This is a genomic window from Phytomonospora sp. NPDC050363, assembly GCF_040655735.1.
Classification (GTDB): Bacteria; Actinomycetota; Actinomycetes; order Mycobacteriales; family Micromonosporaceae; genus Phytomonospora.
Window position 1 is genome coordinate 189,677 of record NZ_JBFAKK010000015.1, and the last position, 23,773, is coordinate 213,449.

Sequence of the window (23,773 nt, forward strand, 5' to 3'; positions counted from 1 at the left end):
ACCACCATGACCGACTTCAGCCAGACCGGCCGGGCAGTCCACGGCGACCAACGCAACATCACCGGGCCGGGCACACGGCCCGCAAGACCCCCATCCGCCCCCGAACCACGCCAGCACCTCCCGATGATGCCGCTGGGGCAACTGCGCATCGGCCTCGCCGAGTTCTTCCCCGCCAGCACCGATCTTGTTCTGCAGCATCTGACCCACCTGGCCACCGGCATCAACGAACCCATCGCCCGTAGCTCACGCGACGCCGGCGACTACCTGAACCGGCGTGTGCTGGTCGGACAAGCCGATTTCACCACCAAGCTCGCTGACCAGCTCAACTACTACCAGAGGCTGCCGCACCTCGCCGGTGCTGTCGCATCCATGCCCGACGACCGCAAGACCGCCCTCAATCACCTCTACGCCGACACCATCCACCGCACCGCCCACAACATCAGCCCACGCACCCGTGAGCTGCTCACCCTGCACATGCACTCCACCTACCTGCACGAGCTCAACGCCACCGGCGATCCGCGCGCGGGCAAAGAAATGGTCGACTTCGTCACCCGTCGCTCCACTGAGATCGACCGGGCCATCAGCAAGCCGTGGATGGACTACTACCTGGCCGCCCGGCCCGAGCTCCCACACTCGCCGCCACTCAGCGCCTTCGGGTTCGCCGCCGAGACTGAACGCATCCGGCTGCTCTACGACGCCACCGTGCCCGAACTCCTCGAGGCCGGTGCGGCCGCGAACCGGGAACGCGACCCCCAATGGCTGCTGGCAGTCCTCGAAGGACTCGAAGCCCGCCAACCGGAGCAGCCCGCCTGGAGTGAAGCCGCCGAGAAAGTCCGCACGATCGCCGGCGAGGCCATGGTCGCCGTCGCCGAACTCAACCTCGATGAGCCCTTCCAACCCGCGTTCCGGCAGGGGCACCCCGCCGACCTGGCCGCCGAAGGCCGCGCCGCCACCACGGCTATCCCCACCACCACGCCAATCCCCGACCCGACCTCACCCAACACCACCCACACCCGTCACCGCTAACCACGACACCGACCAGGAGCACTCCCCATGAGCAGCACCATCATCCCGCTCAGCGACCTGTACACGATCGCCAACGACCTTGTCGGCGATCGTCTCGCCGCGCAGCACCTGGTCCGCTACGTGACGTGGCTGGCGACGAAATCCGATGACGCGGTAGCCGAAGCCCGCGAACAACCCGACCGCGCCGCGTTCATCGCCGCCCACAGCCCTGGCTACGTCACAGCGATCCTGAACAGCTGGGTCGTCGAGGAAGGCGACCAGCAACTCATCAACCAGGTCAGAAACCTCGACCCGAGCGGCCGTAGGGCCGTCGGCGATTTCTGCGCCGAGGTGATCCACCGCGCCTCCAACGCCCTGGACGACCGCACCTGCGCCTGGCTCGACCTGCACATGCACACCGACTACATCGCCCTCCACGCCACCACCTCAGCCGACGAGGGCATCGCCGTGATCGCCGAAACCGCCGGGGTCGGCAACAACTCTGATGCCGTCGCCTGGCTCGCCTACTGCCAGCACGCCGAAGACGACTGGGACGTCATGCCGCAGGTCGGCGACGAAGAGCGCTGGCGCATGTTCACCAGATTCCACCTCAACCACGACGCCACCCCCGACGAGATCGAGAACGCCTACCACGATGCCATCGCCGAAAGCGACGGCGAGTACGCCTTCGACGCGCTCCTCGCGCTCGAGGCCCGCGTCCCCGACCACCCGCTGGCACCCGAAGCCAGGAAAGCACTCCACGCCTACTCCGACGCGATGATCCGCTCCCTCACCGGCATGGGCCTCGAGGAGGCCACCGCCACCGCCGTCCCCTTCGACCCGGTGCTACTGGCCGATCAGCTCCGCGACGCCGATGACGCCGACACCGGCCTCGATCCCAATCTGTCCAGCGGAGTGCACGGTGGCCTCCCCGTGACCGCTCCCGAACTTACTTCCGGCACCCCAGTCACCAACGCAGGCCGCCGCAGATAGAAGGGACCACCCCATGGCCACCCCGAGCATCCCGCCCATCGCCGAGATCACTGAGCGCTTCACCGTCATCTTCGGCGATCTCCGCACCGCCAACCTCGCCACCGTCAGGATCTGTGCGCTCGCCACCGACCTCACCGGCCAGGTTCTCGGCGCCCACGGACACCCCAGCCCCAGCGCCGTGCCGGCCTGGCGCTACCCCGTTCTCTTCGAACAGCACTTCACCGAGATACCAGCAAATGAAGCCGTCACCTCCGGAACGCTCGCCGCTGCCATTGACGCCCTCGACCAGGACAAGCGAGTGGCGTTTGCGCAGACCGGCATGGACATCATCTGGAACGTCGCCAACGCCCTGACCCACGCCGAACGCAGCCAGATCGCCACCAGCAGCGACATCACCCTGCCGTTCACGCTCGCCGCAGGAAAAACCCTCAACGAGGCACTGCCTGGCTTCGCCACCGCCCACGAGCAGGACGCACGCCATTGGATCGAGATGCGCTTGACGGCCCACCCGCACCTGGTGACCACCGAGCCCTTGAGCAACACCGAGATCAAGCTGCGCGGGCAGCTCCACGTCCTCGCCCATGACACCTCCCTCCTCGGGGTCTTGTCCCAGCTCGACCGCTTCCTCACCGTCGACGAGCCCGTCGACGAACGACTGATCGCCACGGCGTTGTCGGCCGTGCATCGCCACCTCGAAAACGGTCCTCTGGGAAAGATGCTCGAACTCACCGACGCCGCCTACACAGCCATCAACCAGATCGAGAGTCCCCGACCGGCCAGCGTGAACCCGCCGGTACACCCCACCGAGCTCGCCGCACAGAGCCGCAGCGTGACCAGAACCAGCACCCGGCCGACAGAACCGACGTCGATACCACCACACGCACCGCCCGCCGCACCACGATCTGCGCACCCGTGACCCGGAGGAGCCATGCCTGCCTACTACGACCGTCGATCCGACATCGACTACACCCTCGGCCGATTCACCTACGGCGACGCCCAGCAGAACTGGCTGTTCACGCAACTCGCCGGCTACGCCCTACGCCACCCGGACACCAGCCCCGCAACGTCAGGATCCTTCGACACCTTCCGCGACCAGCACTTCACCCCCGCGATCGAAGCCGACCTCGCTGGTCAGGCAGCCACCCACCGTCACGCCGTCGCCATCCACGCCCGACTGGAAGGCGCCCGGCCGCGCGGCCCCGAGGACACCAACGCCCGCGCTTGGGTACTCGACCAGTTCGCCCAGGTCAGCTACAGCATCGCCAACTGTGTACCCGATCCCGCCCGTCGCGCCGAACTCGCCAGAGCCGTCCTGGACACCGTCACCGACCGCGGGATCAGCCCCGACCGCGAACGTGCCCTGGCGGTAGCCGTCGAACTCGCCGCCGACACCGCCGGCGACTGCGAACCCCAGGAGCACCTGTGGATCGAAGCGCACCTGCGCGCCCACCCCGAACTTCTCGACCTGCCCCTAACACAGCGCGGCTCATCGGCCGGGATCGGGCAACTCCCCAGCCAGGAAGTGATCCGCATTGGCAAGGAGGCCACCGCTGCCCGAGACTGGCCAACCGCGTTCGCCGCTCTCGGCGAACTCCAGATCCGCGAACCGGGCAACTCCCGCTGGCCCGACCTCGCAGCGCGCTACCGCGACCGCATCGACCAGGCGCGAACCATGGCCGCCGAGATGCGCACGACTCTCGACATTCCGCGCCTTGAGCCCATGAGCACTCCGACACCGCAGAAGGTTCTGGCTGCCCTCCGTGAGGTGATCCCCGATGCGGCCGGCGAGTTGCTGCGCCATCTGGCCACGACCGCCACCACCGACAACCCGATCACCGTAGCCGCACGGGACACCGACCACGCCGACTTCATCGCCGCCCGCACCCCGACGATCCTGGCCGACCTGACCGGTCTCGCCGAGGCCAGCACGACCGGCCTGGACGCGGAACTGTCCCTCCTGCCGCCTCAGCAGCGTCACCATCTGGCTCACACCTGTGCCGACGTCCTCCACCAGGTTGCCTCCTGGGCCACCGCCGAGGAGCGCGACTGGTGGGCGATGCGCATGGTCACCCTCTACCCGCGCTATGAGCAGGTCCTCGGTGACGGGATCCGCTACGCAGCCACCGCCGACGGCACCAACCGCCGAGAAGCGTCGGACTGGATGGCCTTCTACCGCACCGGCCACCCCGAACTGGAGACGATGCGCCCGCTCCTGCCCGGTGATCCGCAGATCGGGCGCATGAAGCGGATGTTGGAGGCCAAGCACGCACCGTTGGAGAACCTACCGGCGATCGGGAGGCACGCTGGGGCGAAGCACAGCCCTGGCTATGACCCGCAGGTGGAGCTGGTGGTCCTCCGCCGCTTGGCCGCCGAGGATCCCGGCGAGGCCCGGTGGGCAACGATGCTGGCCAAACGCGAGGCGGCTGCCAGGAACGGCGCCAACGAACCGCTCGAAACCGCTCTGACTCACCCCGTCGCTCTTGCCGCCGAGCGCCGCCGGACACCACGGTCAGAACGCCCGGCGCCCGAGGCCACGCCGTCAGCCAGCGGCGACACCTTGTTCGACTTCAAGCCAACTTCCGCCAATGAGGGTTCACACCGCCGATGAGTCGATCATCCGTAGAGCAGCCACAGGCCCACGGCCGCGATGAACAGGAAGGGACCCAAGGGAATCCCGCGATGCCGGTCGGCGCGGCCGGCGACCATGAGCCCTACTCCCCACAGGAGCTGCAGCCCGAACGCGGCCAGCAGCCCCAGGAGGATGTGCGGCCACCCGAGCCAGCCAATGATCATGAAAGTCGACACGGCGAACTTCGCGTCCCCCATCCCCAGATGCCTGCCGCCGGCCGCCAACGTCACCAGCAGGAACAGCACCGCCACGCCAACGCCGATGCCGAGCGCGCGGCCCAACCGGTCCCACTCCCCGCCTACGGCCGCAGCCAGTGTCAGCAGCAGCGTGGTCCCGGCCGCCGCCGGGTAGGTCAGCGTGTTCGGGAGTCGATGCACCGCGCCGTCGACGAAGGCGGCGACCAGCGCGAGCAGGCTCCACCACGCCACGGCGGCCACTGTCCAACCCGGACGGCCCGGCGCCGCGAGCGCCAGCAGGCCAGCGCACACCAGCACCGCCGCCTCCACTGTCCACGGTGGAGGCCCGAGGCGGCCGCCGCAATCCCGACACCTGGCCACCGGCCAGGCGTGGGGGCCGAGCCAGGGAGCAGGAAGTGAGTGTCCACAATGGTCACATGTGCGGCGACGTGGCTCACCTTTTCGTACCGAGAGGGCAACCGCGCCAGCCCGGACAATCGGAGTGGCGAGCAACCCGAGCGGCCAGGCCCACCAGCGTCGAACCGGCTGGTCAGTCCCGTCAGAGGGAGACTTGGGTGACGATGTATCGGCGTGCATCGATCAATAAAAGCATCCTCAAGTCGTTGAGACGACTGACAAATGGCGATGATTTTGGTAGTGACACCGATTGCTACCTCACGGTAGTCTCTGCCGGACAGGTCTGCCGTGGTGACGCCATCGTCACCGACTGCCCCGGCGCGCCGCGTTGCCGACATGCCCAAGTCGGCGGTTAGCCGGTGGACGACACGCGTGCCTGTCGAGACCAGGGGAGGTGCCCACGTGGGCGTATCCGGACGCCGACGCACCATCACCGCCACCACGATGGCGGCGATGCTGCTTTTCACCACTGCGGCCTGCGGTGACGATGATCCGCCCGGCCCGACGCCGCCGACGAGTTCGGCCAGCGCCAGCACGCCACCCGGTGAGGCAGAGGCACGTGCGGCGATCACGACCGCCTACGACGCTTACCGCACCGCCTACATCACCGCCGCGGCGACCGCCGACGCCGAAAACAAGGACATCGCCAAGTACACCTACTTCCCCCTGCGCTCCGACCTGGTCACCGCCCTGCAGCAGGCGAAGGAGCAGGGCGTCACCTACGAGGGCACCCCGACCTGGAAGGTCGAGATCACCAGCCTCAACCTCGGCGGGACCCCACCGACCGCAGAGCTCAACGACTGCTTCGACACCACCAACTGGAAGGTTCTGCGCGACGGCAAACCCGCCGGCTCCCCCGGCCAGGCGAAGAAGTTCGTCGTCACCGCCACCGCCAAACTCATCGAAGGCGCCTGGTACATCGACACGTCCACCCCGCACCGGGACCAGCCGTGCTGACCCGTCCAGCGCGAGCACGCCTGCTCGTCTCCATCACCGCCGGCTTCCTCGCCGCGAGCGCTTTACTCGCCGCACCGGCCGCCGCCGACTACGTGTACTGCCCCCCTGACGGTGGTGAGTGCTACATCGTCATCGAGGATCCCGGCACCCCTGGAGGGGGCGGTGACAACCCCGGCGGCGGGGGCGGCAACCCCGCCTGCTCCTGGCAGAGCAAGCCCGTCGACTGCAAGAAGGGCGGCGCCTGGTTCGACGGAACCAGCGGCTGCTACTACGAACTCATGGACCCCCAGCCCCCGGCCGGGGACCCGATGTGGATGGGGCATGACCCCAATGCCGGCGACATCTACTGGCGCGGGCAGTGCCTGCCCGGCGCGCTGAAGACCCCCAACTTCCCGGAGTTTCGCACCACCCCGCCCCCCGGGTACGGCGGCGGGATGACGCCAGCACAGCTGGCCGCGCGCGCCGTGGCGATGCTCCCCATCGACGGGCCGGACATCCACACCGCACCCGACACAGGCGGCGAAGGCCTCGTCGGCCTGCCGGTGTGGATGTGGACACCGACCACCATCAGTACGTGGGGCCCAGCGGAGGCCACAGCGGCCATCCCCGGCATGAGCGTCACCGCACGAGCCACCGCCACCCGCATCGTGTGGTCCATGGGCGATGGCACGCAAGTCACCTGCAACAACCCCGGCACCGCCTACAGGGGCAGCTACGGGCACAAGAAGTCGCCGACCTGCGGGCACGTCTACCAGGAAGCCGACGAGAACTACACCGTCACCGCCACCACCACCTGGTCGATCGAATGGTGGGTCGTCGGCGGAGGCGAAACCGGAACCTTGTCCACCACCAGGGACTCCACCACCACCCTGACCATCGAAGAAGCGCAGGTAGTCACCGGATGACCAAGCTCCCCACAGCGCCGACCATCCCTTCGGGTCCGGCGCAGCTGAACGCACCCCACAATCCGCCCCGCGTAGTCGCCCAGCGTCGCCCGCGTGGCAAGGCCCTCGCCTTGGGCGTCACCGTCATCATCCTCGGCGCCCTGGTCGGCGGCTGGGTACTGATCGGGTTTCTCAACCTCACCGACGTCGTGGCCGTGGCCGCCGACGTCCCCGCCGGAACCCAATTGACCCAAGACCACCTCACCGTCGTCCAGGTCAACCCCGCACCCGGCTTGGACATCGTGGAGGCCTCCACGATGGACACCATCATCGGCCAGTACGCCGCAGTCACACTCGTCTCCGGGTCCCTCCTGGTGCCGGCCCAGATCACCGCCGACCAGCTCGTCGGCGTGGGGCAGTCCCAGATCAGCATCGGCCTCAAAGCCGAACGCGTCCCGTCAGCCGACCTCAAGCCCGGCGACAAGATCACCGTCGTAGCCACGCCCGAGGACCTCCCCGGCACAGGCGAAGACCCGGGCAACGGCCAGGCTCCGACCCTGGCCCCGCCCCTGAAGTGGAACGCCGTGGTCACAGGCACCAGCCACCCCGAGAAGTCGACACTCACCATCGTCTTCCTGGCCGTCGCTGAGACCGACGCTCCCACCATCGTCGCTCTGGCCGCCGAAGGATCTATCTCCCTGGTCCTGGCAGGCGCGTAATGACCATCGTTGCCCTCTGCTCAGCGAAGAACTCCCCGGGTGTCACCACCGCCGCGCTCGCCATGACCTGGTCTTGGCGCGGAGCCAACCTGCTGGTGGAAGCCGACCCGGCCGGCGGCAGCGTCATGGCGGGATACCTCGAGGGGCGCATGCCGACCGACTGCGGCCTGCTGGAACTGGCGCAGGCTGCCCTCAACGGTGATGACCTTCACGCCATCACCTGGGCACAGATGATCGACCTCGAAGGTGGCGGCCGCCAACGGCTTCTCCTGCCGGGACTCAGTTCTCCAGTGCAGTCGGGGACCGTCCAGCCGGTGTGGACCCGCATCGGCGAACACCTACGCCAGCTGAGCGAGTTCACCACCGACGACGCGGGCGCCAAGCCGAACGTCATCATCGACTGTGGGCGCCTGACATCGGTCAACGTGCCCTGGCCCCTGCTGGCCAGCGCCGATGTCGTGCTGTTGGCGGTATCGGCAACGCTGCCAGGTGTCAACGCCGCCTTCCCCGTCGTCAAAACGCTGCGCGATCAGCTCCAGACGGCCAACGGCCCCTCGCTGGCCGTCATCCTCATCGGACACGAGGCCGCCGCCTACCCCGCCAGGGACATCGCCCGACAACTCGGCGTGCCCGTCCTGGTAGAACTCCCCTACGATCCGGCCAGCGCCCGTGCCTTGTCCTTCGGCGGCCGCAAGCTCATGCTGCGCAAACCCCTGTTCGCCGCCGCAGCCCGCGCCCAGGACACCATCACCGCACACACCCCACGCCGGCGCGCCCGTCAGATCTCGGCCGTTCCGACCCTGGGGGGAACCCGATGACCATCAGTCCCAGTTTCCACCACACCAACGGCCACCCACGGCCCCACACGGCCCCCGTCGGCGCGGCCCCAGCGGCCACCTCCGCGCCATACGGGCAGGCTCCACCTGCCGGGCCCGGCCACACCCAGCAAGACGTGCGTGCCCTGGCCCGACAGGTTTCCGACGAACACGCGGCATGGATCCGGTCATTTACCGAGCCGCCTCCGCCCATCGAGCGGGACGAAGAGCGTTATCGACTGGCCGAACTCGCCGTTGCTCAGTGGCGTGACTCCCAGCAGGCGCAAGGCCGCCCCGTGGGCCCCGAAGCTACACGGGCACTTCGCCAGGAGGTCATCGCCAACCTCGCTGGACTTGGACGCCTGGAAAAGCTCATCGCCGACCCGACCATCGAAGAAGTCCACATCATCGGTCACGACAACGTACGCATCACCTACACCAACGGGATGCTTGCTGCCGGTGATCCAGTCGCCGACTCCGACGAGGAACTGGAGGAGATGGTCCAGGCCGTCGGACGCCGCCTCGGCGGCACCGAACGCTCGTTCTCCGACGCCACGCCGACGCTGGAGATGCAGCTGCCTGACGGCAGCCGCCTGGCCGCCGTGCGCAGCGTCAGCCACCGCCCTTCCGTGGTCATCCGCCGCCACAACACCATGCGTGTGACCCTCAAGCAGCTCGCGGGCGGCGACCCTCACGAGGTACCGCCCGAGGACGGCCCATCCGAGATGATCGACCAGGTTCTGCGGAACTTCCTCACCGCCAGCCTCAACGCAGGCCTCAACATCATGATCGCCGGACTCGCCGGAGCCGGAAAGACCACCATCCTGCGGGCCCTGGGATCCCAGATCCCAGCTCACGAACCCATCGCCGTGCTGGAGGAGTCCCGCGAACTGGGTTTCGAGAATGACCCCGCACACCCTTTCGTCTTCTCCATCGAGGCTCGCGAAGGCCACGGCGAACTGCGCCACGACGGACGGCCCGCCGGCGAGATCACCCTCGCCGACATGGTCCCCCGCACCCTGCGCTGGGGTGTGCGTCGCATCATCGTCGGTGAGGTCCGCTCCCGCGAAATCGTTCCCATGCTGCAGGCCATGGCCGTCAGCCAGGGCAGCCTCTGCACCATCCACGCCCGCTCCGCCGAAGCAGTCCAGGACCGCATCGTGGAACTGGCCCTGTCCCACGGCTCGGCCGGCATGAGCCCTGCACTGGCCCGCCGCATGACCGGCGGCGCCCTCGACCTGATCGTCTACGTCAACGTCGTCCCCGCATACGGCACCCAGCCCACCGAGCGCTACGTCAGCCACGTCTACGAAGTAGACCGCGCCGACGATGACCGCATCCACATGACCGAAGTCTTCGGTCCCGACTACACCCGCCGCGGGGACGGCCGCGCCGTCCTCAAGCACTTCCCGCAACGCAACCTCGAAAAACTGCAGCGGGTGGGACTCAGCAAGCAGCACTTCCTCGTTCCCTACGTCACTGGTCCCGGTACCTGGCGCGGCGGGAACCCCACACCTGGACAGGCCGCATGATCCGCTTCTTGATCACCCTCACCCTGCTCCTGGTCGCCACCGGTGTCGCCCTGGTCGTCCTGGGGCTTCGCGGCACCACGAAACCCCTCGGTCCTCCCTCACGGACCGGTGCACGCCTCCTGGCGGCCCTGACCGGCGCCGGTCAACCAACGGCCGAGAAGCGCCTTCGCCGGATCCTGCTGACGGTCTCGGTGGTAACTGTCGTCGCGGTGTGGGCCGCCACCGGCATCCTCATTCTGGCGCTGCTGGCCGCCGCGGCCATACCCACGACGCGGTGGCTGTGGTCGATCGGCGCCGCCGAGCGCCGCGCCATCGACCGTGTCGACGCCATTGCCGAATGGACCCGCCGCCTGCGCGACATCACCAGTACCGGTGTCGGCCTCCAGCAGGCTGTCGTGAAGTCCCGCGACGTCGCTCCGCCGGCGATCCGCGGCGAAGTCGCCTCCTTGGCCGCGCAGTTGACCAGCGGCCGTGACCCACGAAGCGCACTGCGGTCTTTCGCCGGCGAGCTCGCCGACGCCCAAGCCGACCAGGTCGTCGCCGCACTGACCCTGCACCTCACTGATCACGGCGAGCGCCTCGGGGCCGCGCTGAATGCCATCAGCGAAGGAGCCTCCGCAGAGGCGGCTACCCGCCGTGAAACCGATGCCGAACGTCAAGGCGCACGCACGACCGTGCGGTGGCTGGCCGGCATGACCGTCGGCGTCATCGCACTGATGATTTTCACGCCGGGATGGATGGCTCCCTACAAGACCCCGCTGGGACAGATCGTTATGGCCGGCCTCGGGCTCCTCCTGGCGGCGATCTTGTGGATGGTGCAGTCCCTGACCCGCCCGCCGGTCATTCCCCGGCTCCTCACCACCAGCGAGGCCGACCAATGATCCTCAACTGGCCACTTCTGGTCATGATGGCCGCTGGCGCGCTGACCGCCGCCGGAGTGTTCATCATCCTCCGCGAACTCCTCATCGCCCCCACCCCCGCCCTCGGCCCGGCATTGAAGCGCCTGCACCACAACCCCGCCACGCCGGCCGCTCCGACCGGGCTGGCCGCGCGCATCGCCACCCGCTGGAAAGGACCGTCGAAAGACCTGCGCATCCTGCAGCGCAGCCCCGAACAGCACGTCACCTACTTGCTGATCTCCGGCCTCATCGGCTTCTTGCTGGTGCCGCTGCTGACGTTCTTGCTGCTGGTGATGCGACTGCCGGTTCCGATTGTCGTTCCCGCCGCCGCCGCACCTCTGTTCGCCATCGGGCTGGCCTACGTCACCCACCGCGACCTGGTGTTCAAGGCCGCCGCAGCCCGCAGCGACTTCCGACGGGCGACATGCGTGTACATCGAACTCGTCGGCCAGCAGATCGCCGCCGCCCGAGGACCTGTCCAAGCACTCGAAGCCGCCGCACGGGGATGCGACTCCTGGGTCTTCGACCGCATCAACGACGCCCTCCAACGCGGCCAGTCGGCCATGGGCATGCCCTGGGACGAGCTGCGCACCCTCGCCGCCGACATCGATCTCCCCGAGATCGACGACCTCGCCCAGATCATGCAGTCAGGCGGCCAATCGGGCGCACCGGTCTATGAGAGCCTGCGCGCCCGCGCTGACTCCCTGCGCGCCCAAATCCGGGCCGACGACCTCCGCACCGCCAAAGCCAAAACCACGAAACTGGACATGCCCGGCGCGGCGCTGGTGTTCGTGCTCCTCGGCTTCGTGACCTTCCCGATCATCGCCCGCCTGCTGATGTAGACCCCACCACCCAAGGAGAGACCCCTATGCCACCCAACCTGCTGATCCTCATCCTCATGGCCACCGCCGCGATACTGCTCATGCCGCCTCGCCTCACCGCCTTGGTCGCCTCGCGCATCCACCGCGACGACGAAGGCGAAGGACCACTGTCGACCGCGATCATCGTCGCCGGGCTGGCGGCACTAGCCGTGATCGTTGTCGGCGTCATCGTCGCGGCCACCAACGGCTACCTCGACCTCATCCCCGGCGGGGACTAATGCGCCGCCGCATCAGCCTCACCGTCACCCGGCTGCGCGAGCGGCTCGGCGACGGTGAGGCCGGCGGCGCCAGCCTCGAGTTGGCCATCGTCGCCCCCGCCCTGCTCCTGCTGGTCTTCGGGGCCCTCCAGACCGTCGCCGTGATCATGGCCAAGACCGCAGCCACCCAAGCCGCCGCCGAAGGCTCCAACGGCGCCCGCGCCTACCAAGCCGAACTCGCCGACGGCTACAACCAGGCCGACCAGTTCCTTGCCCGCGCCGGCGACTGGCTCACCGGACCCACCGTCGACATCAGCAACAACGGCACCGAGGTCACAGCCACCGTCACCGGCGACGCGCTGTCCCTGGTCCCGGGCTTCGACTTCTCGGTCACCTCCACCGTCCACGGCACCGTCGAGGAGTTCACCCGACCATGACCACGAGGATGAGGCGGCGCATTGACACCGATGACGAAGGCTCGGTGTCGCTGGAGACGACGATCGGCGCGTTCGCCGTGTCCGTCGTCATCGCCATGGTGATCATCTTCGGGCGCTACGCGATCGCCAGCAACACCATCGACCTCGCCGCACACGACGCCGCCCGCGCAGCCTCCATCGCCCGCGACGCCGACGCTGCCCAGCGCGGAGCCCAAGCCGCAGCCGAAGCCACCCTGTCCGACCAGTCCCTGACCTGCTCCACCCTCACCGTCGAGGTCGACGTCACCGGTTTCGACATTCCAGTCGGCGAGCCCGCAGAGGTCACCGCGACCATCACCTGCGTCCTGGACTTCTCCGACATCGCGCTACCGGGAATGCCCGGCAGCGCCACCGTGACGGCCACCTACACCTCTCCCCTGGACACCTACCGGAGCCGCACATGACCCTCCGGCGCCTCCGAGCGCGCCTGCGTGACGACACCGGCCGCGTGTCCCTCTTCTTCGCCATCGTGTCCTTCGGGCTCCTCACCGCCGGAGGACTCGCCGTCGACGGCCCCGCAGGGCTCCGCGCACTGGCCCGCGCCGACAACATCGCTGCCGAAGCCGCCCGCACCGCCGGCCAGCAACTCGACCCCGCCAAGGCCATCCCCGGCGGCCCGAAAGTCGTCGACCCCGAAGCCGCGACCGCCGCGGCCCTCAATTACATCGAAGCGGCCGGCGCCACCGGCACCGTCTCGGTCGACCCCGCCCTCAACCGCCTCAATGTCACCGTCGAGATCACCTACGACACCATCGTCCTCGGCCTCATCGGCCGGCCCACGATCACCGTCACTGGCAGCGCCACCGCCGAGATTGTCACCGGGTAACCCCTCCCCCAGGAGCACGCCATGCATCCGACCCCACACCGCCCCCGCAGCGGCCGCCGCCTTCTCCTCGGCAGTGCATCCCTGCTGGCCACCCTCGCGCTGGTGGGTGGCCTGCCGCTGCTCCTGATCCGCTTCGCCAACCCGATCGCACTCCTTGGTGACCGCACCGACTGGAGCAGCCTGCTCACCAGCCGCGACAACGGCGAACTGCTCATGGCAGCCCTCGCGGTCGTCGCCTGGATCGCATGGGCCACCTTCGCCTTCTCCGTGTTGGTGGAGACGATCGCGCTGGCCCGCGACCGCCCCACCATGCGGCTTCCAGCCCTGTCCGCTCAGCAGCGCCTGGCCGCCGCGCTCGTCGCCGGCATCGCCCTGCTCATCACCGCCCCCACCGCCAGCGCCGCACCCGCCGCAGCCGCACCCGCGATCGCCCCACCCGCGATCACCGCGACCGTCGCATCCGACACCGCACACCCCACTGTTGCCGCAGCCGCCGACGGCGAGCGCACCTACACCGTCGAGGCCGACGACCACCTCTTCGGCATCGCCGAGCGCTACCTCGGCGACGGCGACTACTACGGCGAACTCGCCGACCTTAATGACCTCGACAACCCCCGCGCCCTCAACCCAGGCGACACCATCACCCTCCCCGACGGCGCCAAGGATCGCGGCGAACGCGCCGGAGCCCGAGGAGACGACCACCCTGCCGAGGCCACCACCCCACCGGCCGCCGGACAGGGCCTTACCTACACCATCGCTCCCGGCGACCGGCTTGCCGACATCGCCGAGCGCTTCACCGGCGACCCCGACAACTACACCCGGCTCGCCGAACTCAATGACATCGACGACCCGAACCTCATCCGCCCCGGTGACACCATCACCCTCCCCGGCCGCGCCCACGACCGCGGCGAACAGCGCCACGCAACCGGCACCCTTCACGCACCTTCCACCCCCGATGCCGAGACACCACCAGCCGATGGGGAAGCTCCCACACCCGACGGCGAAATCCCGCCCCCACCACCCGAGGTAAGCCAGCCACCCCCTCCACCATCGACACCCCCGGCGACACCCAGCACCCCCACCCCGGCCGAGACCACCACCGGCACCAACGCCACCCAGGCACCCGCCGTTGAGAACGAACAGACCGAGGAAGACGGCGACTTCCAGCTCTTCCCGGTCGCGGCGAGCCTGGCCGCCGCCGGTATCGCCGCCGCAGGCATCCTGGCATTCATCGGCCGCGCTCGCCGCCGCCACGCCAACCACCGCCGCGAAAGTGAGCCCACACCGGCGCCGCTGAGCCCGACCGTCGAGGTCACCGAACTCGAACTCGCCGTGGCCGCCCAGCCCGCGCACGTCGATCGCGTCGACGCTGCTCTCCACGCCGTGGCGGCCGCCTACGCGGCTACACCCGCCTCCGTGGCCGCCCCCGACATCGCCGCAGTGTGGGTCACCGACGGCGCGGTCCACCTGTTGCTGGCCAATCCCTGCCCCGAACCTCCACCGGCACCCTTCGTCCTCGCCGGTGACAACTGGCTCTTGCCCGCCGAGGCTGAACTTCCCGCCGACACCTCAGGCACCGCGCTGCTGCCGACCCTGGTCACCGTCGCCTCCAATGACAACTCCCACCTGCTCATCGACCTCGAGCGCCTCGGCGTCGTCACCGTCAACGGCACCGCACAAGGCACCGGTGACCTCCTGCGCCACATCGCCACCGACCTGCTGTGCAGCCCTTGGAGTAGCGACGTCGACCTCACCCTCACCGGATTCAGCGAACACGACACCACCTGCCTGAACCACCTGGCCACCAACTCCCGTCTCCACATCACCGACAACCTCGCGGGCGCCGTTGTGGCCATGCAGCGCCGCGCCAGCACCGCCCTGGAACACCTCGCCGACGGTGACACCCTGACCGAACGCCTCCGCGACGGAGACTCCTGGCCCGCCCACGTCCTGCTCATCGGACCGGAACTGGCCGACGAACCCGACCTCGCCACGATCGTCACCGACCTGGCCGGCACCGGACGCTGCGCCGTCGCCCTGGTCACCAGCAGCCCCACTGACAGTCCCTGGCAGATGACCGTCAACGCAGACGGGAACCTCCTGGCCGAGTTTCTCGGCCTCCTCAACCCGAAGAAGACGATGCCAGCCGCAGCTTTGCCCACACAGCAGCTGGCCGACATCGCCGCGCTGGTGGAAGAGGCCATCGACAGCACCCACACCATCCAGGCCGACAAAGCCGTCGGCACCCCCACCGACGCCAGCGGCGACCTCGGCCGGGACTGGAACTGGGAAGACGTCACCGTCGACCACATCGCCACCGCGCCTTCGATCAGCGACCTCGGCCCCAGCAGCGTCTACCTCCACCCCACGCCACCCGCCCAGGCCACCAAGGACGACCCGCCAGAACCCTCGGCCCCAGAGCCCGCCGCCAACAGCACCCTCACCGAGACCGAACCGGCTGTCGAAGCGGCTGGCAACATCGCGGACACAGAGCCCGAACCGGCCAAGGCCCCCACCGAAGGCGGCGCGCCGGACCGGTACGTGTTCACCCGTGGCGACCGCACCCTCGATGCCGACCTCGAAGCCTGGAACGCCGAGACCGCCGACCGACCCCGACTGTCCATCCTCGGCCCAGCGACCCTCACCGCGAACGGTCCCCTACCCGAGACTCGCATCCACTTCATCACCGAGCTCGTGGCCTTCCTCTACTCGCGCGGGCCCCGCGGTGTCACCGTCGACCAACTCCACGACTCCCTGTGGCCCGAGACCGGCACCCGCGACGACAACCGCCGCGCCATCGTCAACAAGGCCCGCCGCTGGCTGGGAGACATCCCCGACGGCACTCGCTGGCTGCCCGAACTCGGCATCGACAGATGCTTCAAGCTCGCCCAGGGCATCTTGTGCGACTGGGACCTATTCACCCGCCTACGGGCCCGCGCCGCCACCGGCCACCATCCCGAGGCCCTGGCCGACCTGCGTGCGGCCATCGACCTCGTCCGCGACGTCCCGCTGCGGCCGCCGAGTTCCTACCGCAACTCCAAGCGTGACCCCTACGCCTGGACCACCGCCAGCCCCACCATCGCCCCGCACCGCATCACCGCCGCCATCGTCGACGCCGCCCACGACTACGTCGAACTGCTGCTGGAGACCGGCGACCTGGAGGCCGCCCGCTGGGCACTCACCCAAGCGTGGATCGCCGACCCCGCCCGCGACCACTCCATCACCTGGCGCGACGCCATGCGTGTGGCCGCCGCCGCCGACAACCGCGGTGAACTGCGCGGCCTGGTCGAGCAGATGATGGAGATCCGCGCCGTCGACGTCCCCGAAGAACTCGACGAGGAAACCTTCCGGCTGCTGTGCGAACTTGCACCCGACGACATGGGGGTCCGCGCCTGAACGTCACACCCCACCCCCACACTGGACGCTTCTGACCTGCACCGACGAGGAGACCCCCATGGCGTTGCCCACCCTGACCCCAGAACAGCGCACCGAAGCCCTGGCCAAAGCCGCCGCCGCGCGCGCCGCACGCGCCAAGCTCAAGACTGACCTCGGCAACGGCACCACCACCCTCGCCAAGGTATTCAAACGCGCCGACGACGGCGACGACATCGCCAAGAAGACCAAGGTCATCCAGCTCGTCAAAGCACTCCCAGGCATCGGCGACGTCCGCGCTGCGGCAGTCCTGGAGAAGCTCGGCATCGCCGACTCCCGCCGCGTCGGAGGCCTTGGCACCAAGCAGCGCGAAGGCCTGCTGGCCGAACTCGGCTGACGCACCAACCAACGGCCCGGCGGAGGAGACCGCCGGGCCGTCGCTATTCCCGGGCTCGCCGCAGCGCCGCGTACAGCAGCGACTTCGAGACGCCCAGCTCGGCAGCGAGCGCCGGTACCCGCCTCCCGGCCGCTTTCTGCCCCGCCGCCCACGCCACATCGCCGTCGGTGAGCTTCCCGATCCCCGCTCGGCCCCGTGGGCGCCCGGGGGAAACCGTGCGCCGGGCGAAGTAGTCCCGCCACACCGCCTCATCGAAGGCGATCATGTACGCGCCGCCGTGCGCCGGCCACGGAGGCGGGACCGGCCAGGCCGGATCCGAGTCGGCCAGCACCCGCAGCCGCTGCGGTGACATGTGCACCGCCAAACCCTCGGCCACCACCCACCGCGCCAAGCCCGCCAGCGTCACGACTGCGCCCACACCCATCTCCCTCATCCGCCGCACACCCTGCCATGTCCCCGCATGGCAACGGCGCCAGTCCCCACCGCAGGGAACCGGCGCCGACACCTCCGGGTTCAGGCCACCGGGTACTCATCCCAGGTGCGCCCGTCCAGCTCGCGGCCAGCCGTCTTCTTCCTCACCCGCCTCATCGCCCCGTCGGCGGTGGGGGCGTGCTCGCCCCACTGCTCTGTTGACTGCACCATCTGGTGAGCTGGCTTGTATGTCGAGTTGAGACACATCAGGATTCCATCCTGTGTCGGGTGATGGGTTGGCGTCGGGTGCCTTGCGTGACGTCATGGATGGTCGTGTGGATCTGCCTCGGATCGGAGCGTGCTGCCCCGTGACGGTCGGCTCGTGCCATACGTGGTGGTCGACGCTGCCGGTCGGGAGATTGCTCCGGTCAGCCAGTACCTCGAGGACTTGCAGCTCCGCGACGTCAGTCCACTGACGTGCCGCAGCTACGGTCATGACCTGCTGCGGTGGTTCAGGTTGCTGTGGATCGTCGATGTGGGCTGGGAACAGGCCACCGAGGCCGAGACAGCGGCGTTGGTGGGGTGGTTGCGGTCGGCACCGAACCGGCAGCGGCAGCGGAGAAGCCGGGGAGGGTTCGAGCCGGGTGCGGTGAACCCGAGGACGGGCAAGCAGCTCCTCGCGGCCGGCTATGCACCGTCGACGATCGCCCACAACCTGTCGGTGGCGCATGGGTTCTACGCGTTCCACCTCCACTTCGGACGCGGACCCGCAGTGAACCCGGTTCCGGAGAGCCGCGCCCGGCGACAGGCCCTCGCGCACCAGTCGCCCATTGAAGCCAAACGGCAGCATCGACGGGCGCGGCTGCGCCCGAAGGTTCAGGCTCGACAGCCGAGATCGGTTCCTGACGAGCAGTGGGAGGAGTTGTTCGCCCAGATGCGCTGCAACCGGGATCGCGCGCTGCTGGCCTGCTACGTCACCTCGGGCGCCCGCGCCTCGGAGCTGCTGGGTGTCGAAGCGTCGGACGTGGACTGGGTCAAGGGCCAGATATGGGTCGTGTCCAAGGGAAGCCGGCTGCGTCAGCCGGTCCCGGTCTCGCCCGAAGCACTCGCCTGGCTGGCCGCTTACCTTGATGAAGCCGGTGTTCCCGCCCGCGGCCCGATCTGGCGAACCCGCCGCGGGACGCCGCGCCCGCTCACTTACTGGGCGGTCCGGAGGATCCTGCAACGCGCTCAGGAGTGCTTCGGCACCAATTGGACGCTGCACGACTTCCGGCACACCGCCGCGCAGCGGATGGCCAGGGATCCTGCGCTCACGCTCGTCGAGGTGCAGACGATTCTGCGCCACGCGCATATCACGACCACCGCTCTTTACACGGTGGTCGGGCTGGAGGATCTGGTGGACAAGCTCGCCGAGCACTACCAGCGCCCCGCCCAGCCCACCAGCTGGACGGCGCGCTACGACGCCGAGGACATCGCGGTGGTGTTCGGTGAGTGATCCGGCCGCTGGTCCCAGCACCAGGGCGCACACCACGTCGAACCGGATTCGCCGTCACGCGGTCGAGCCGGAGACCATCCGGTCGCTTGCAGAGCCGCCGTTCACGCGGCTCGTCCCGGCACCGCCGGCGGCATCCCGGGTGCCTCCGCGTCCGTTCGGTGAACTCGCGACGGCCCCGATCAGTGAGATTGCGGAGCTGGCCGGCAGGGCCTTCAGCACCAGTGCTTCCCGCACGTCCCACCACCGGTCGGGGATGGGCTGGCTGCTGGAGGCACTGGAGGTGCATCCGGGCGCGACATGGCAGGAGCGCTGGGAGGCGGCCGGGTGCAACAGGGACGGGAACGGCTTCAGCGTCCTGGTCGACTCCGCCGATGGAGGGCGTCACCAGCTGCGAACGGCGGCCGGGCACGCCTTCGCCATGCGCCTCATCCAGCCGTCGCTGGACGCCATGTCCGCCGTCTCGCCACCGCGGTATGCCCCGATGTTCCTCCAGGTCACCGAGGATCGGCTGCTGCGCGACTTCCGGGAACGGCTCGAGCTCCACCCGGCCTCCGACGAGTCCAAGTCGAAGGCACTGGCGAGCGTCTGCCGAGCCTTGACGGTGTTCGGGATCGACCTGCCCGGGCTGACCCCCGAAGCGGTGCTCTTCTACGCGGATCGAAAGAGGGGCTCCACGCTGGCCACGGCCTGGCCGGTGCTTCACGACATGGGCCGGTTCCCCGCCTGGGTCCCGCGCACCCTGCAGGATGCGCGGGTCCGGGGGCAACGATCGGTCGAGGAACTGGTCGAGCGTCACCAGCTGCGCGACCAGGAGATCAAGAACCTGCTGATCGACTACATTCGACGCCGGTCGGTCGAGGTCGACTACGCCACGATGGAGAACATCGTCCGCAACCTGGTCTATCACTTCTGGCGGGTCGTCGAGGACATCAACCCCGAGCAGTCCGATCTGCGGCTGGGCACCGAGATCGTCACGGAGTGGAAGCAGCGGCTCCTGGTGCGAGACGACGGCAAGGCGCGTCAACACATCGAAGGGCCGTTCCTGACCGTTCGCGCCTTCTACATCGATCTGCAGACCTGGGCGGCGGCCGAGCCGGAACGGTGGGCGCGATGGGTCGCTCCCTGCCCGATCCGCGATGCCGACCTGCGCTGGTTCAACCAGCGCCGCCGACGCCTGTCCGAGCGGATGGCCGACCGCACTCGAGAACGCCAGCCGCTGCTGCCGATCCTGTCCGAATATGTCACCACGAAGTGGTTGCGGTTGCGGGACCTGCTGGATGACGCCGGCCGAGCAACGCCCGGTGAGTACTTCGTCAGCGATGGCGTGACTTGGCAGCGAGTATCGGGTGGCCACCGACGCAACGATCCGTCCGTTGGCCCCGTTCGGGCAGTCAACGGCGCCACCGGCGAGTTGACGAACCTGACCGTCGCCGAGGACCAGGCGTTCTGGCAGTGGGCGATGGTCGAGACGCTGCGCCATGCGGGTCTTCGCCGGGAAGAACTGGTCGAGCTGACCCATCTGAGTGTCCGCCTATACCGGCGCCCCAACGGTGAGGTCGTCGCCCTCCTGGTCGTCAGCCCGTCCAAGAGTGACCGTGAGCGGGTGATCCCGATGTCCGCCGAGCTGTTCCACGTCATCGCGCAGGTCATCCGACGACACACCCGTGTCCATGGCACCGTTCCGGTCTGCCCCCGCTACGACACACATGAACGATCCTGGGCCGAGCCGCTGCCCTACCTGTTCCAGCGCCTGCAAAGCGGTGTTCCACGCGCGATGTCGGTCTACATGGTTCGCGACATGCTCAAGAGCGCGGCCACGGAACTGATCCCGACCCACCCCCAGTTCGCCAAGATCCGGTTCGCACCGCATGACTTCCGTCGTCTGTTCGCGACCGACCTGGTCAACAACGGCCTGCCGATCCACATCGGCGCCGCGCTGTTGGGGCACTTGGACATCCAGACCACCCGCGGCTACGTCGCCGTCTTCGACGAGGACGTCATCACCCACTACCAGCAGTTCCTCGATCACCGGCGAACCAAGCGCCCGACAACCGAGTACCGCAGTCCCTCCAGCCAGGAATGGAACGACTTCGAGGAACACTTCGACAAACGCAAGGTCGAACTCGGTTCCTGCGGACGGCCCTACGGGACACCATGCGCGCACGAGCATGCGTGCATCCGCTGTCCGATGCTGTCGATCAACCCGAGGATGCTGCCCAGGCTCGACGAGATCGAGGAGGACCTCCTGGCGCGCCGTGAACGCGCCGAGGAGGAAGGCTGGCGCGGCGAGATCGAGGGCATCGACCAGACCCTGGTCTTCCTGCGGGCGAAGAAGACACAGTCCCGCCGCGCTCTGGCCCCGGCGATGGGAGCCCAGGTCGAGCTGGGCATGCCCCAGCGTCGAACCTGACTTGCGTCTCACACCTCGACCGGTTGCCGCGCAATCGGGTACTCGTCCCAGGTGCGGCCATCGAGGAGCCGCCCACCCGCCTTCGGCGTCAAGCCCCCGACTTGCTTGAAGAACAGGCGAACCTGCTGGTCAAGGCAATGATCGCGGATGTCTCGGACCCAGCCCAGGTCCAGTGGGCGGTGTCCAGGGCCAGATTCGCCGCCGACGATCGCCCAGTCGATGCCGTCCAGGTTCAAGCTCGGCAGTGGCCCCAGAAGCGGTTCGCAGGACAGGAAGCGAACTGCTGCGGTGGTCTTGCGCAGTTGGTCAGCCCGCCAGCAGTACTCGTCGGACTCGATCGACGTTCCGACCCACACGTTCGGCAATGGCCAGATGTCGGTGCCTTGGTCGGCCGCGCCACCGAGCACCGCCTTGGCATGCGACTGCGCTGCGGCGACGAAGCCGGTGTCGCCGAGCAACTTCGCGAAGCGCTTGGGCCGTTTGGTGAGGACCTGGAAGGTGTGCTGCGGACAGGCGGCCATGACCCCGAAGACCTTGGCGACGAAGTCGTCGGGGATCCGTGCATGCGCAAGGTCCGACATGGAGTTGACGAAGACCACGCGAGGCTTACGCCACCGCAGCGGCTCCTCCAGCGCACCGGGATGGACCGTGACACCGAATCCCGGTCCTGAGGTCCGGGGATCGCCGTCTTGCTGGTACTTCTCCGATCCCATGGCCTTGAGACGCTTCGCTAGCGTGAGCGCGTAACAGTTATCGCACCCGGGCGAGATCTGGTCACAACCCGTCGTTGGGTTCCAGGTCGCCTCGGTCCATTCGATACTCGAATTGCTGCTCACGCCGCGACCACCAGATCAGACACAAGCACGTCCCACTGTCGCTCGGACCGCCGTTCTACAGTCCACTCATGAACCGGGAGTGGATGCGTCAGCGCCTTGAAGAGTTCAGCGAGCTGGTCGAACGCTACAGGCGGAGCCGTCAACCCGGTAAGGCTATTGGTGACGACGGCCTCTACCAGCAGCTCCACAGAGCCGAACCAACGATCAAGAAGATCCTGGAAGCACTCGATCCCAGCCTTGCCGAGCAACTCAACCTGAACCAGCTGGCGGGCGATACCATGGCCCGCAACCTGGCTCAACGCGGCCTGGGCATCCTCAGCGACCTGGACGAATGGGCTGCCAACCTCGCACCCGACGCGCCGACGTTCAGCGCCGATCGGTTCCACCCCTGGGTCTGGGACGCAGCGCGAAGCTTCTGGGAGAGCAACCACCACCGCAAGGCCGTCGACGTCGCAGCGAACGCCATCAACGCCCACACCCAAGCCAAGGTTGAACGCAACGACATCTTCGACGCCGACCTGATGAACCAGGTCTTCACGGAGAAGCCCAAACCCGGACAGGCCTACCTGCAACTGCCAGGCGACCAGACCGACCCAACGATCAAGAGCCGAAACCGCGCTCTGCGACCATTCGCCGAAGGCTGCTTCGCCGGCATCCGCAATCCAGCAGCCCATGAACACGGACCCGACTGGGACGAACAGACAGCCCTCGAACGCCTCGCTGCCCTGAGCCTCCTCGCCCGATGGATCGACGAATGCGTCGTCAAACACGGAACCTGACCGATCAAGATCAGTGCAGAGAAGCTTGAAGAAGAAAGCCGTTCCAGCCGCCACGCACTCATCTCGCAGTGCCCGTACCCACCCGGGATCCATCGCGCGAGCGCCCGGCCCCGACTCGCCTCCTGCGATCACCCAGTCAATCCCGTGCCGCCGGGCCGCGCAGCAGTCCCCGAGGTGGACGAAGCGGGTCTTCAGCCCTTTCCCGATCGGTAGGCCCATCGGGATGACCGCCTCCTTCAAGTCGACCGGTCCCAGCAGAGGCTCACACGACAGGAACCGCACCGCCGCCGGTGTGCGCAGCAGCCGCGGGACGCGAATGTTGGCCCAGCGCTGGTCTTCCACGCTGGTCCCCAGCCACACGTTCGCCAGCGGCCACACCGGTTCGGGTACCTCCGGCCCGCCGAGCTCGCCGACGGCGACGGTGACCAGGGCGCGGAAGGCCGAGCCGTTCAGCAGCGACTCGGCACGGCCGGGCCGCTTGGTCAAGACCTGGAAGGTATGCCGGTTCGCCAGGTGCATCACGGCGAAGATCTCGGCGATGTACTCGGTGGGAACGCTCGCCTCGAAGACGTCGTTTCGTCGGTCTTGGCTCGGTGTGGCGGGCTGATGCAGCACGGGCTGGCAGGGTGCGTGCGCGACATGATCTGTCAGTGGTGTCGCAGACGCT

The 23,773-nt window shown here is 68.4% G+C and carries 23 protein-coding genes and 1 pseudogene; 20 read left to right on the plus strand and 4 right to left on the minus strand.

Annotated features, from left to right (window positions below):
• Window positions 1-6 precede the first annotated feature (6 nt).
• Genes AB0I28_RS33045 through AB0I28_RS33060 form a run of 4 tightly spaced genes read left to right on the plus strand, consistent with a single transcriptional unit; the run spans window position 7 to window position 4,606 of the window.
• Window positions 7-1,026 carry a hypothetical protein gene (locus AB0I28_RS33045; protein WP_357499643.1) on the plus strand — a complete coding sequence of 340 codons (1,020 nt, stop codon included), beginning with the start codon at window positions 7-9 and terminating at the stop codon, window positions 1,024-1,026.
• Between the two features lie 27 nt (window positions 1,027-1,053).
• Window positions 1,054-1,998: a hypothetical protein gene (locus AB0I28_RS33050; protein ID WP_357499644.1), complete on the plus strand. Its 945-nt coding sequence runs from the start codon at window positions 1,054-1,056 to the stop codon at window positions 1,996-1,998.
• Window positions 1,999-2,011: 13 nt separating this feature from the next.
• The gene (locus AB0I28_RS33055; protein WP_357499645.1) at window positions 2,012-2,914 is read left to right on the plus strand and encodes a hypothetical protein; all 903 of its coding nucleotides are present in this window, start codon (window positions 2,012-2,014) and stop codon (window positions 2,912-2,914) included.
• Window positions 2,915-2,926: 12 nt separating this feature from the next.
• On the plus strand, window positions 2,927-4,606 hold the full coding sequence (locus AB0I28_RS33060) for a hypothetical protein (RefSeq protein WP_357499646.1): 1,680 nt from the start codon (window positions 2,927-2,929) through the stop codon (window positions 4,604-4,606).
• Between the two features lie 5 nt (window positions 4,607-4,611).
• On the opposite strand, the gene AB0I28_RS33065 is transcribed toward AB0I28_RS33060, so the two are convergent.
• Window positions 4,612-5,121: an A24 family peptidase gene (locus tag AB0I28_RS33065; protein ID WP_357499647.1), complete on the minus strand. Its 510-nt coding sequence runs from the start codon at window positions 5,119-5,121 to the stop codon at window positions 4,612-4,614.
• Between the two features lie 501 nt (window positions 5,122-5,622).
• Here AB0I28_RS33065 and AB0I28_RS33070 point away from each other — a divergent pair.
• The 13 genes from AB0I28_RS33070 to mihF all read left to right on the plus strand — a co-directional run bounded on the left by AB0I28_RS33070 (window position 5,623) and on the right by mihF (window position 17,175).
• Window positions 5,623-6,177, plus strand: coding sequence for a hypothetical protein (locus AB0I28_RS33070; protein WP_357499648.1), 555 nt, complete (start codon window positions 5,623-5,625; stop codon window positions 6,175-6,177).
• The gene (locus tag AB0I28_RS33075) at window positions 6,171-7,082 is read left to right on the plus strand and encodes a hypothetical protein (protein ID WP_357499649.1); all 912 of its coding nucleotides are present in this window, start codon (window positions 6,171-6,173) and stop codon (window positions 7,080-7,082) included. Before AB0I28_RS33070 ends, AB0I28_RS33075 begins: the two co-directional genes overlap by 7 nt.
• Complete coding sequence (locus AB0I28_RS33080) at window positions 7,079-7,780, plus strand: SAF domain-containing protein (RefSeq protein ID WP_357499650.1); 702 nt, start codon at window positions 7,079-7,081, stop codon at window positions 7,778-7,780. Before AB0I28_RS33075 ends, AB0I28_RS33080 begins: the two co-directional genes overlap by 4 nt.
• Window positions 7,780-8,598 carry a ParA family protein gene (locus AB0I28_RS33085; protein WP_357499651.1) on the plus strand — a complete coding sequence of 273 codons (819 nt, stop codon included), beginning with the start codon at window positions 7,780-7,782 and terminating at the stop codon, window positions 8,596-8,598. Before AB0I28_RS33080 ends, AB0I28_RS33085 begins: the two co-directional genes overlap by 1 nt.
• A gap of 293 nt (window positions 8,599-8,891) precedes the next feature.
• Window positions 8,892-10,127 (plus strand): CpaF/VirB11 family protein, encoded by a 1,236-nt coding sequence (locus AB0I28_RS33090; RefSeq protein WP_357499652.1) that lies wholly within the window; start codon window positions 8,892-8,894, stop codon window positions 10,125-10,127.
• Entirely contained in the window at window positions 10,124-11,008 is an 885-nt protein-coding gene (locus tag AB0I28_RS33095; protein ID WP_357499653.1) for a type II secretion system F family protein, read from the plus strand. Before AB0I28_RS33090 ends, AB0I28_RS33095 begins: the two co-directional genes overlap by 4 nt.
• A complete protein-coding gene (locus AB0I28_RS33100) occupies window positions 11,005-11,868 on the plus strand; it encodes a type II secretion system F family protein (RefSeq protein WP_357499654.1) in 864 nt (287 codons plus the stop codon). The genes AB0I28_RS33095 and AB0I28_RS33100 overlap by 4 nt, the downstream gene beginning before the upstream one ends.
• A 26-nt stretch (window positions 11,869-11,894) precedes the next feature.
• Window positions 11,895-12,125 (plus strand): hypothetical protein, encoded by a 231-nt coding sequence (locus AB0I28_RS33105; RefSeq protein ID WP_357499655.1) that lies wholly within the window; start codon window positions 11,895-11,897, stop codon window positions 12,123-12,125.
• A complete protein-coding gene (locus tag AB0I28_RS33110) occupies window positions 12,125-12,541 on the plus strand; it encodes a TadE family protein (protein WP_357499656.1) in 417 nt (138 codons plus the stop codon). Before AB0I28_RS33105 ends, AB0I28_RS33110 begins: the two co-directional genes overlap by 1 nt.
• Window positions 12,538-12,984: a TadE/TadG family type IV pilus assembly protein gene (locus AB0I28_RS33115; RefSeq protein WP_357499657.1), complete on the plus strand. Its 447-nt coding sequence runs from the start codon at window positions 12,538-12,540 to the stop codon at window positions 12,982-12,984. Before AB0I28_RS33110 ends, AB0I28_RS33115 begins: the two co-directional genes overlap by 4 nt.
• On the plus strand, window positions 12,981-13,406 hold the full coding sequence (locus AB0I28_RS33120; RefSeq protein ID WP_357499658.1) for a hypothetical protein: 426 nt from the start codon (window positions 12,981-12,983) through the stop codon (window positions 13,404-13,406). Before AB0I28_RS33115 ends, AB0I28_RS33120 begins: the two co-directional genes overlap by 4 nt.
• 21 nt (window positions 13,407-13,427) lie before the next feature.
• Window positions 13,428-16,802: a LysM peptidoglycan-binding domain-containing protein gene (locus AB0I28_RS33125; protein WP_357499659.1), complete on the plus strand. Its 3,375-nt coding sequence runs from the start codon at window positions 13,428-13,430 to the stop codon at window positions 16,800-16,802.
• Between the two features lie 58 nt (window positions 16,803-16,860).
• The gene (gene mihF, locus AB0I28_RS33130; protein WP_357499660.1) at window positions 16,861-17,175 is read left to right on the plus strand and encodes an integration host factor, actinobacterial type; all 315 of its coding nucleotides are present in this window, start codon (window positions 16,861-16,863) and stop codon (window positions 17,173-17,175) included.
• A 43-nt stretch (window positions 17,176-17,218) separates the two neighbouring features.
• Here mihF and AB0I28_RS33135 read toward each other — a convergent pair whose 3' ends face one another.
• Complete coding sequence (locus AB0I28_RS33135) at window positions 17,219-17,593, minus strand: hypothetical protein (RefSeq protein ID WP_357499661.1); 375 nt, start codon at window positions 17,591-17,593, stop codon at window positions 17,219-17,221.
• Window positions 17,594-17,968: 375 nt separating this feature from the next.
• Here AB0I28_RS33135 and AB0I28_RS33140 point away from each other — a divergent pair, with 375 nt between their 5' ends.
• Window positions 17,969-19,081, plus strand: a complete 1,113-nt coding sequence (locus AB0I28_RS33140; protein WP_357499662.1) for a tyrosine-type recombinase/integrase — start codon at window positions 17,969-17,971, stop codon at window positions 19,079-19,081.
• Between the two features lie 253 nt (window positions 19,082-19,334).
• Window positions 19,335-21,491: a site-specific integrase gene (locus tag AB0I28_RS33145; protein ID WP_357499663.1), complete on the plus strand. Its 2,157-nt coding sequence runs from the start codon at window positions 19,335-19,337 to the stop codon at window positions 21,489-21,491.
• 8 nt (window positions 21,492-21,499) lie between these two features.
• Here the strand turns inward: AB0I28_RS33145 and AB0I28_RS33150 are convergent, their stop codons facing one another.
• Window positions 21,500-22,327 (minus strand): phage Gp37/Gp68 family protein, encoded by an 828-nt coding sequence (locus AB0I28_RS33150; protein WP_357499664.1) that lies wholly within the window; start codon window positions 22,325-22,327, stop codon window positions 21,500-21,502.
• Window positions 22,328-22,605: 278 nt separating this feature from the next.
• Here AB0I28_RS33150 and AB0I28_RS33155 point away from each other — a divergent pair, with 278 nt between their 5' ends.
• Window positions 22,606-23,106, plus strand: a complete 501-nt coding sequence (locus AB0I28_RS33155; RefSeq protein ID WP_357499666.1) for a TIGR02391 family protein — start codon at window positions 22,606-22,608, stop codon at window positions 23,104-23,106.
• Between the two features lie 81 nt (window positions 23,107-23,187).
• On the opposite strand, the pseudogene AB0I28_RS33160 reads toward AB0I28_RS33155, so the two are convergent.
• Window positions 23,188-23,625 (minus strand): annotated as a pseudogene (locus AB0I28_RS33160) (DUF5131 family protein); the annotation flags it as partial.
• Window positions 23,626-23,773: the final 148 nt, after the last annotated feature.

What these genes read in the sequence shown, in the direction of transcription:
- AB0I28_RS33045 (WP_357499643.1), top strand. Translation starts at nt 7, where the DNA reads ATGACCGACTTCAGCCAGACCGGCCGGGCAGTCCACGGCGACCAACGC.
- AB0I28_RS33050 (WP_357499644.1), top strand. Translation starts at nt 1,054, where the DNA reads ATGAGCAGCACCATCATCCCGCTCAGCGACCTGTACACGATCGCCAAC.
- AB0I28_RS33055 (WP_357499645.1), top strand. Translation starts at nt 2,012, where the DNA reads ATGGCCACCCCGAGCATCCCGCCCATCGCCGAGATCACTGAGCGCTTC.
- AB0I28_RS33060 (WP_357499646.1), top strand. Translation starts at nt 2,927, where the DNA reads ATGCCTGCCTACTACGACCGTCGATCCGACATCGACTACACCCTCGGC.
- AB0I28_RS33080 (WP_357499650.1), top strand. Translation starts at nt 7,079, where the DNA reads ATGACCAAGCTCCCCACAGCGCCGACCATCCCTTCGGGTCCGGCGCAG.
- AB0I28_RS33085 (WP_357499651.1), top strand. Translation starts at nt 7,780, where the DNA reads ATGACCATCGTTGCCCTCTGCTCAGCGAAGAACTCCCCGGGTGTCACC.
- AB0I28_RS33095 (WP_357499653.1), top strand. Translation starts at nt 10,124, where the DNA reads ATGATCCGCTTCTTGATCACCCTCACCCTGCTCCTGGTCGCCACCGGT.
- AB0I28_RS33100 (WP_357499654.1), top strand. Translation starts at nt 11,005, where the DNA reads ATGATCCTCAACTGGCCACTTCTGGTCATGATGGCCGCTGGCGCGCTG.
- AB0I28_RS33105 (WP_357499655.1), top strand. Translation starts at nt 11,895, where the DNA reads ATGCCACCCAACCTGCTGATCCTCATCCTCATGGCCACCGCCGCGATA.
- AB0I28_RS33110 (WP_357499656.1), top strand. Translation starts at nt 12,125, where the DNA reads ATGCGCCGCCGCATCAGCCTCACCGTCACCCGGCTGCGCGAGCGGCTC.
- AB0I28_RS33115 (WP_357499657.1), top strand. Translation starts at nt 12,538, where the DNA reads ATGACCACGAGGATGAGGCGGCGCATTGACACCGATGACGAAGGCTCG.
- AB0I28_RS33120 (WP_357499658.1), top strand. Translation starts at nt 12,981, where the DNA reads ATGACCCTCCGGCGCCTCCGAGCGCGCCTGCGTGACGACACCGGCCGC.
- AB0I28_RS33125 (WP_357499659.1), top strand. Translation starts at nt 13,428, where the DNA reads ATGCATCCGACCCCACACCGCCCCCGCAGCGGCCGCCGCCTTCTCCTC.
- mihF (WP_357499660.1), top strand. Translation starts at nt 16,861, where the DNA reads ATGGCGTTGCCCACCCTGACCCCAGAACAGCGCACCGAAGCCCTGGCC.
- AB0I28_RS33145 (WP_357499663.1), top strand. Translation starts at nt 19,335, where the DNA reads ATGGGCTGGCTGCTGGAGGCACTGGAGGTGCATCCGGGCGCGACATGG.
- AB0I28_RS33155 (WP_357499666.1), top strand. Translation starts at nt 22,606, where the DNA reads ATGGCCCGCAACCTGGCTCAACGCGGCCTGGGCATCCTCAGCGACCTG.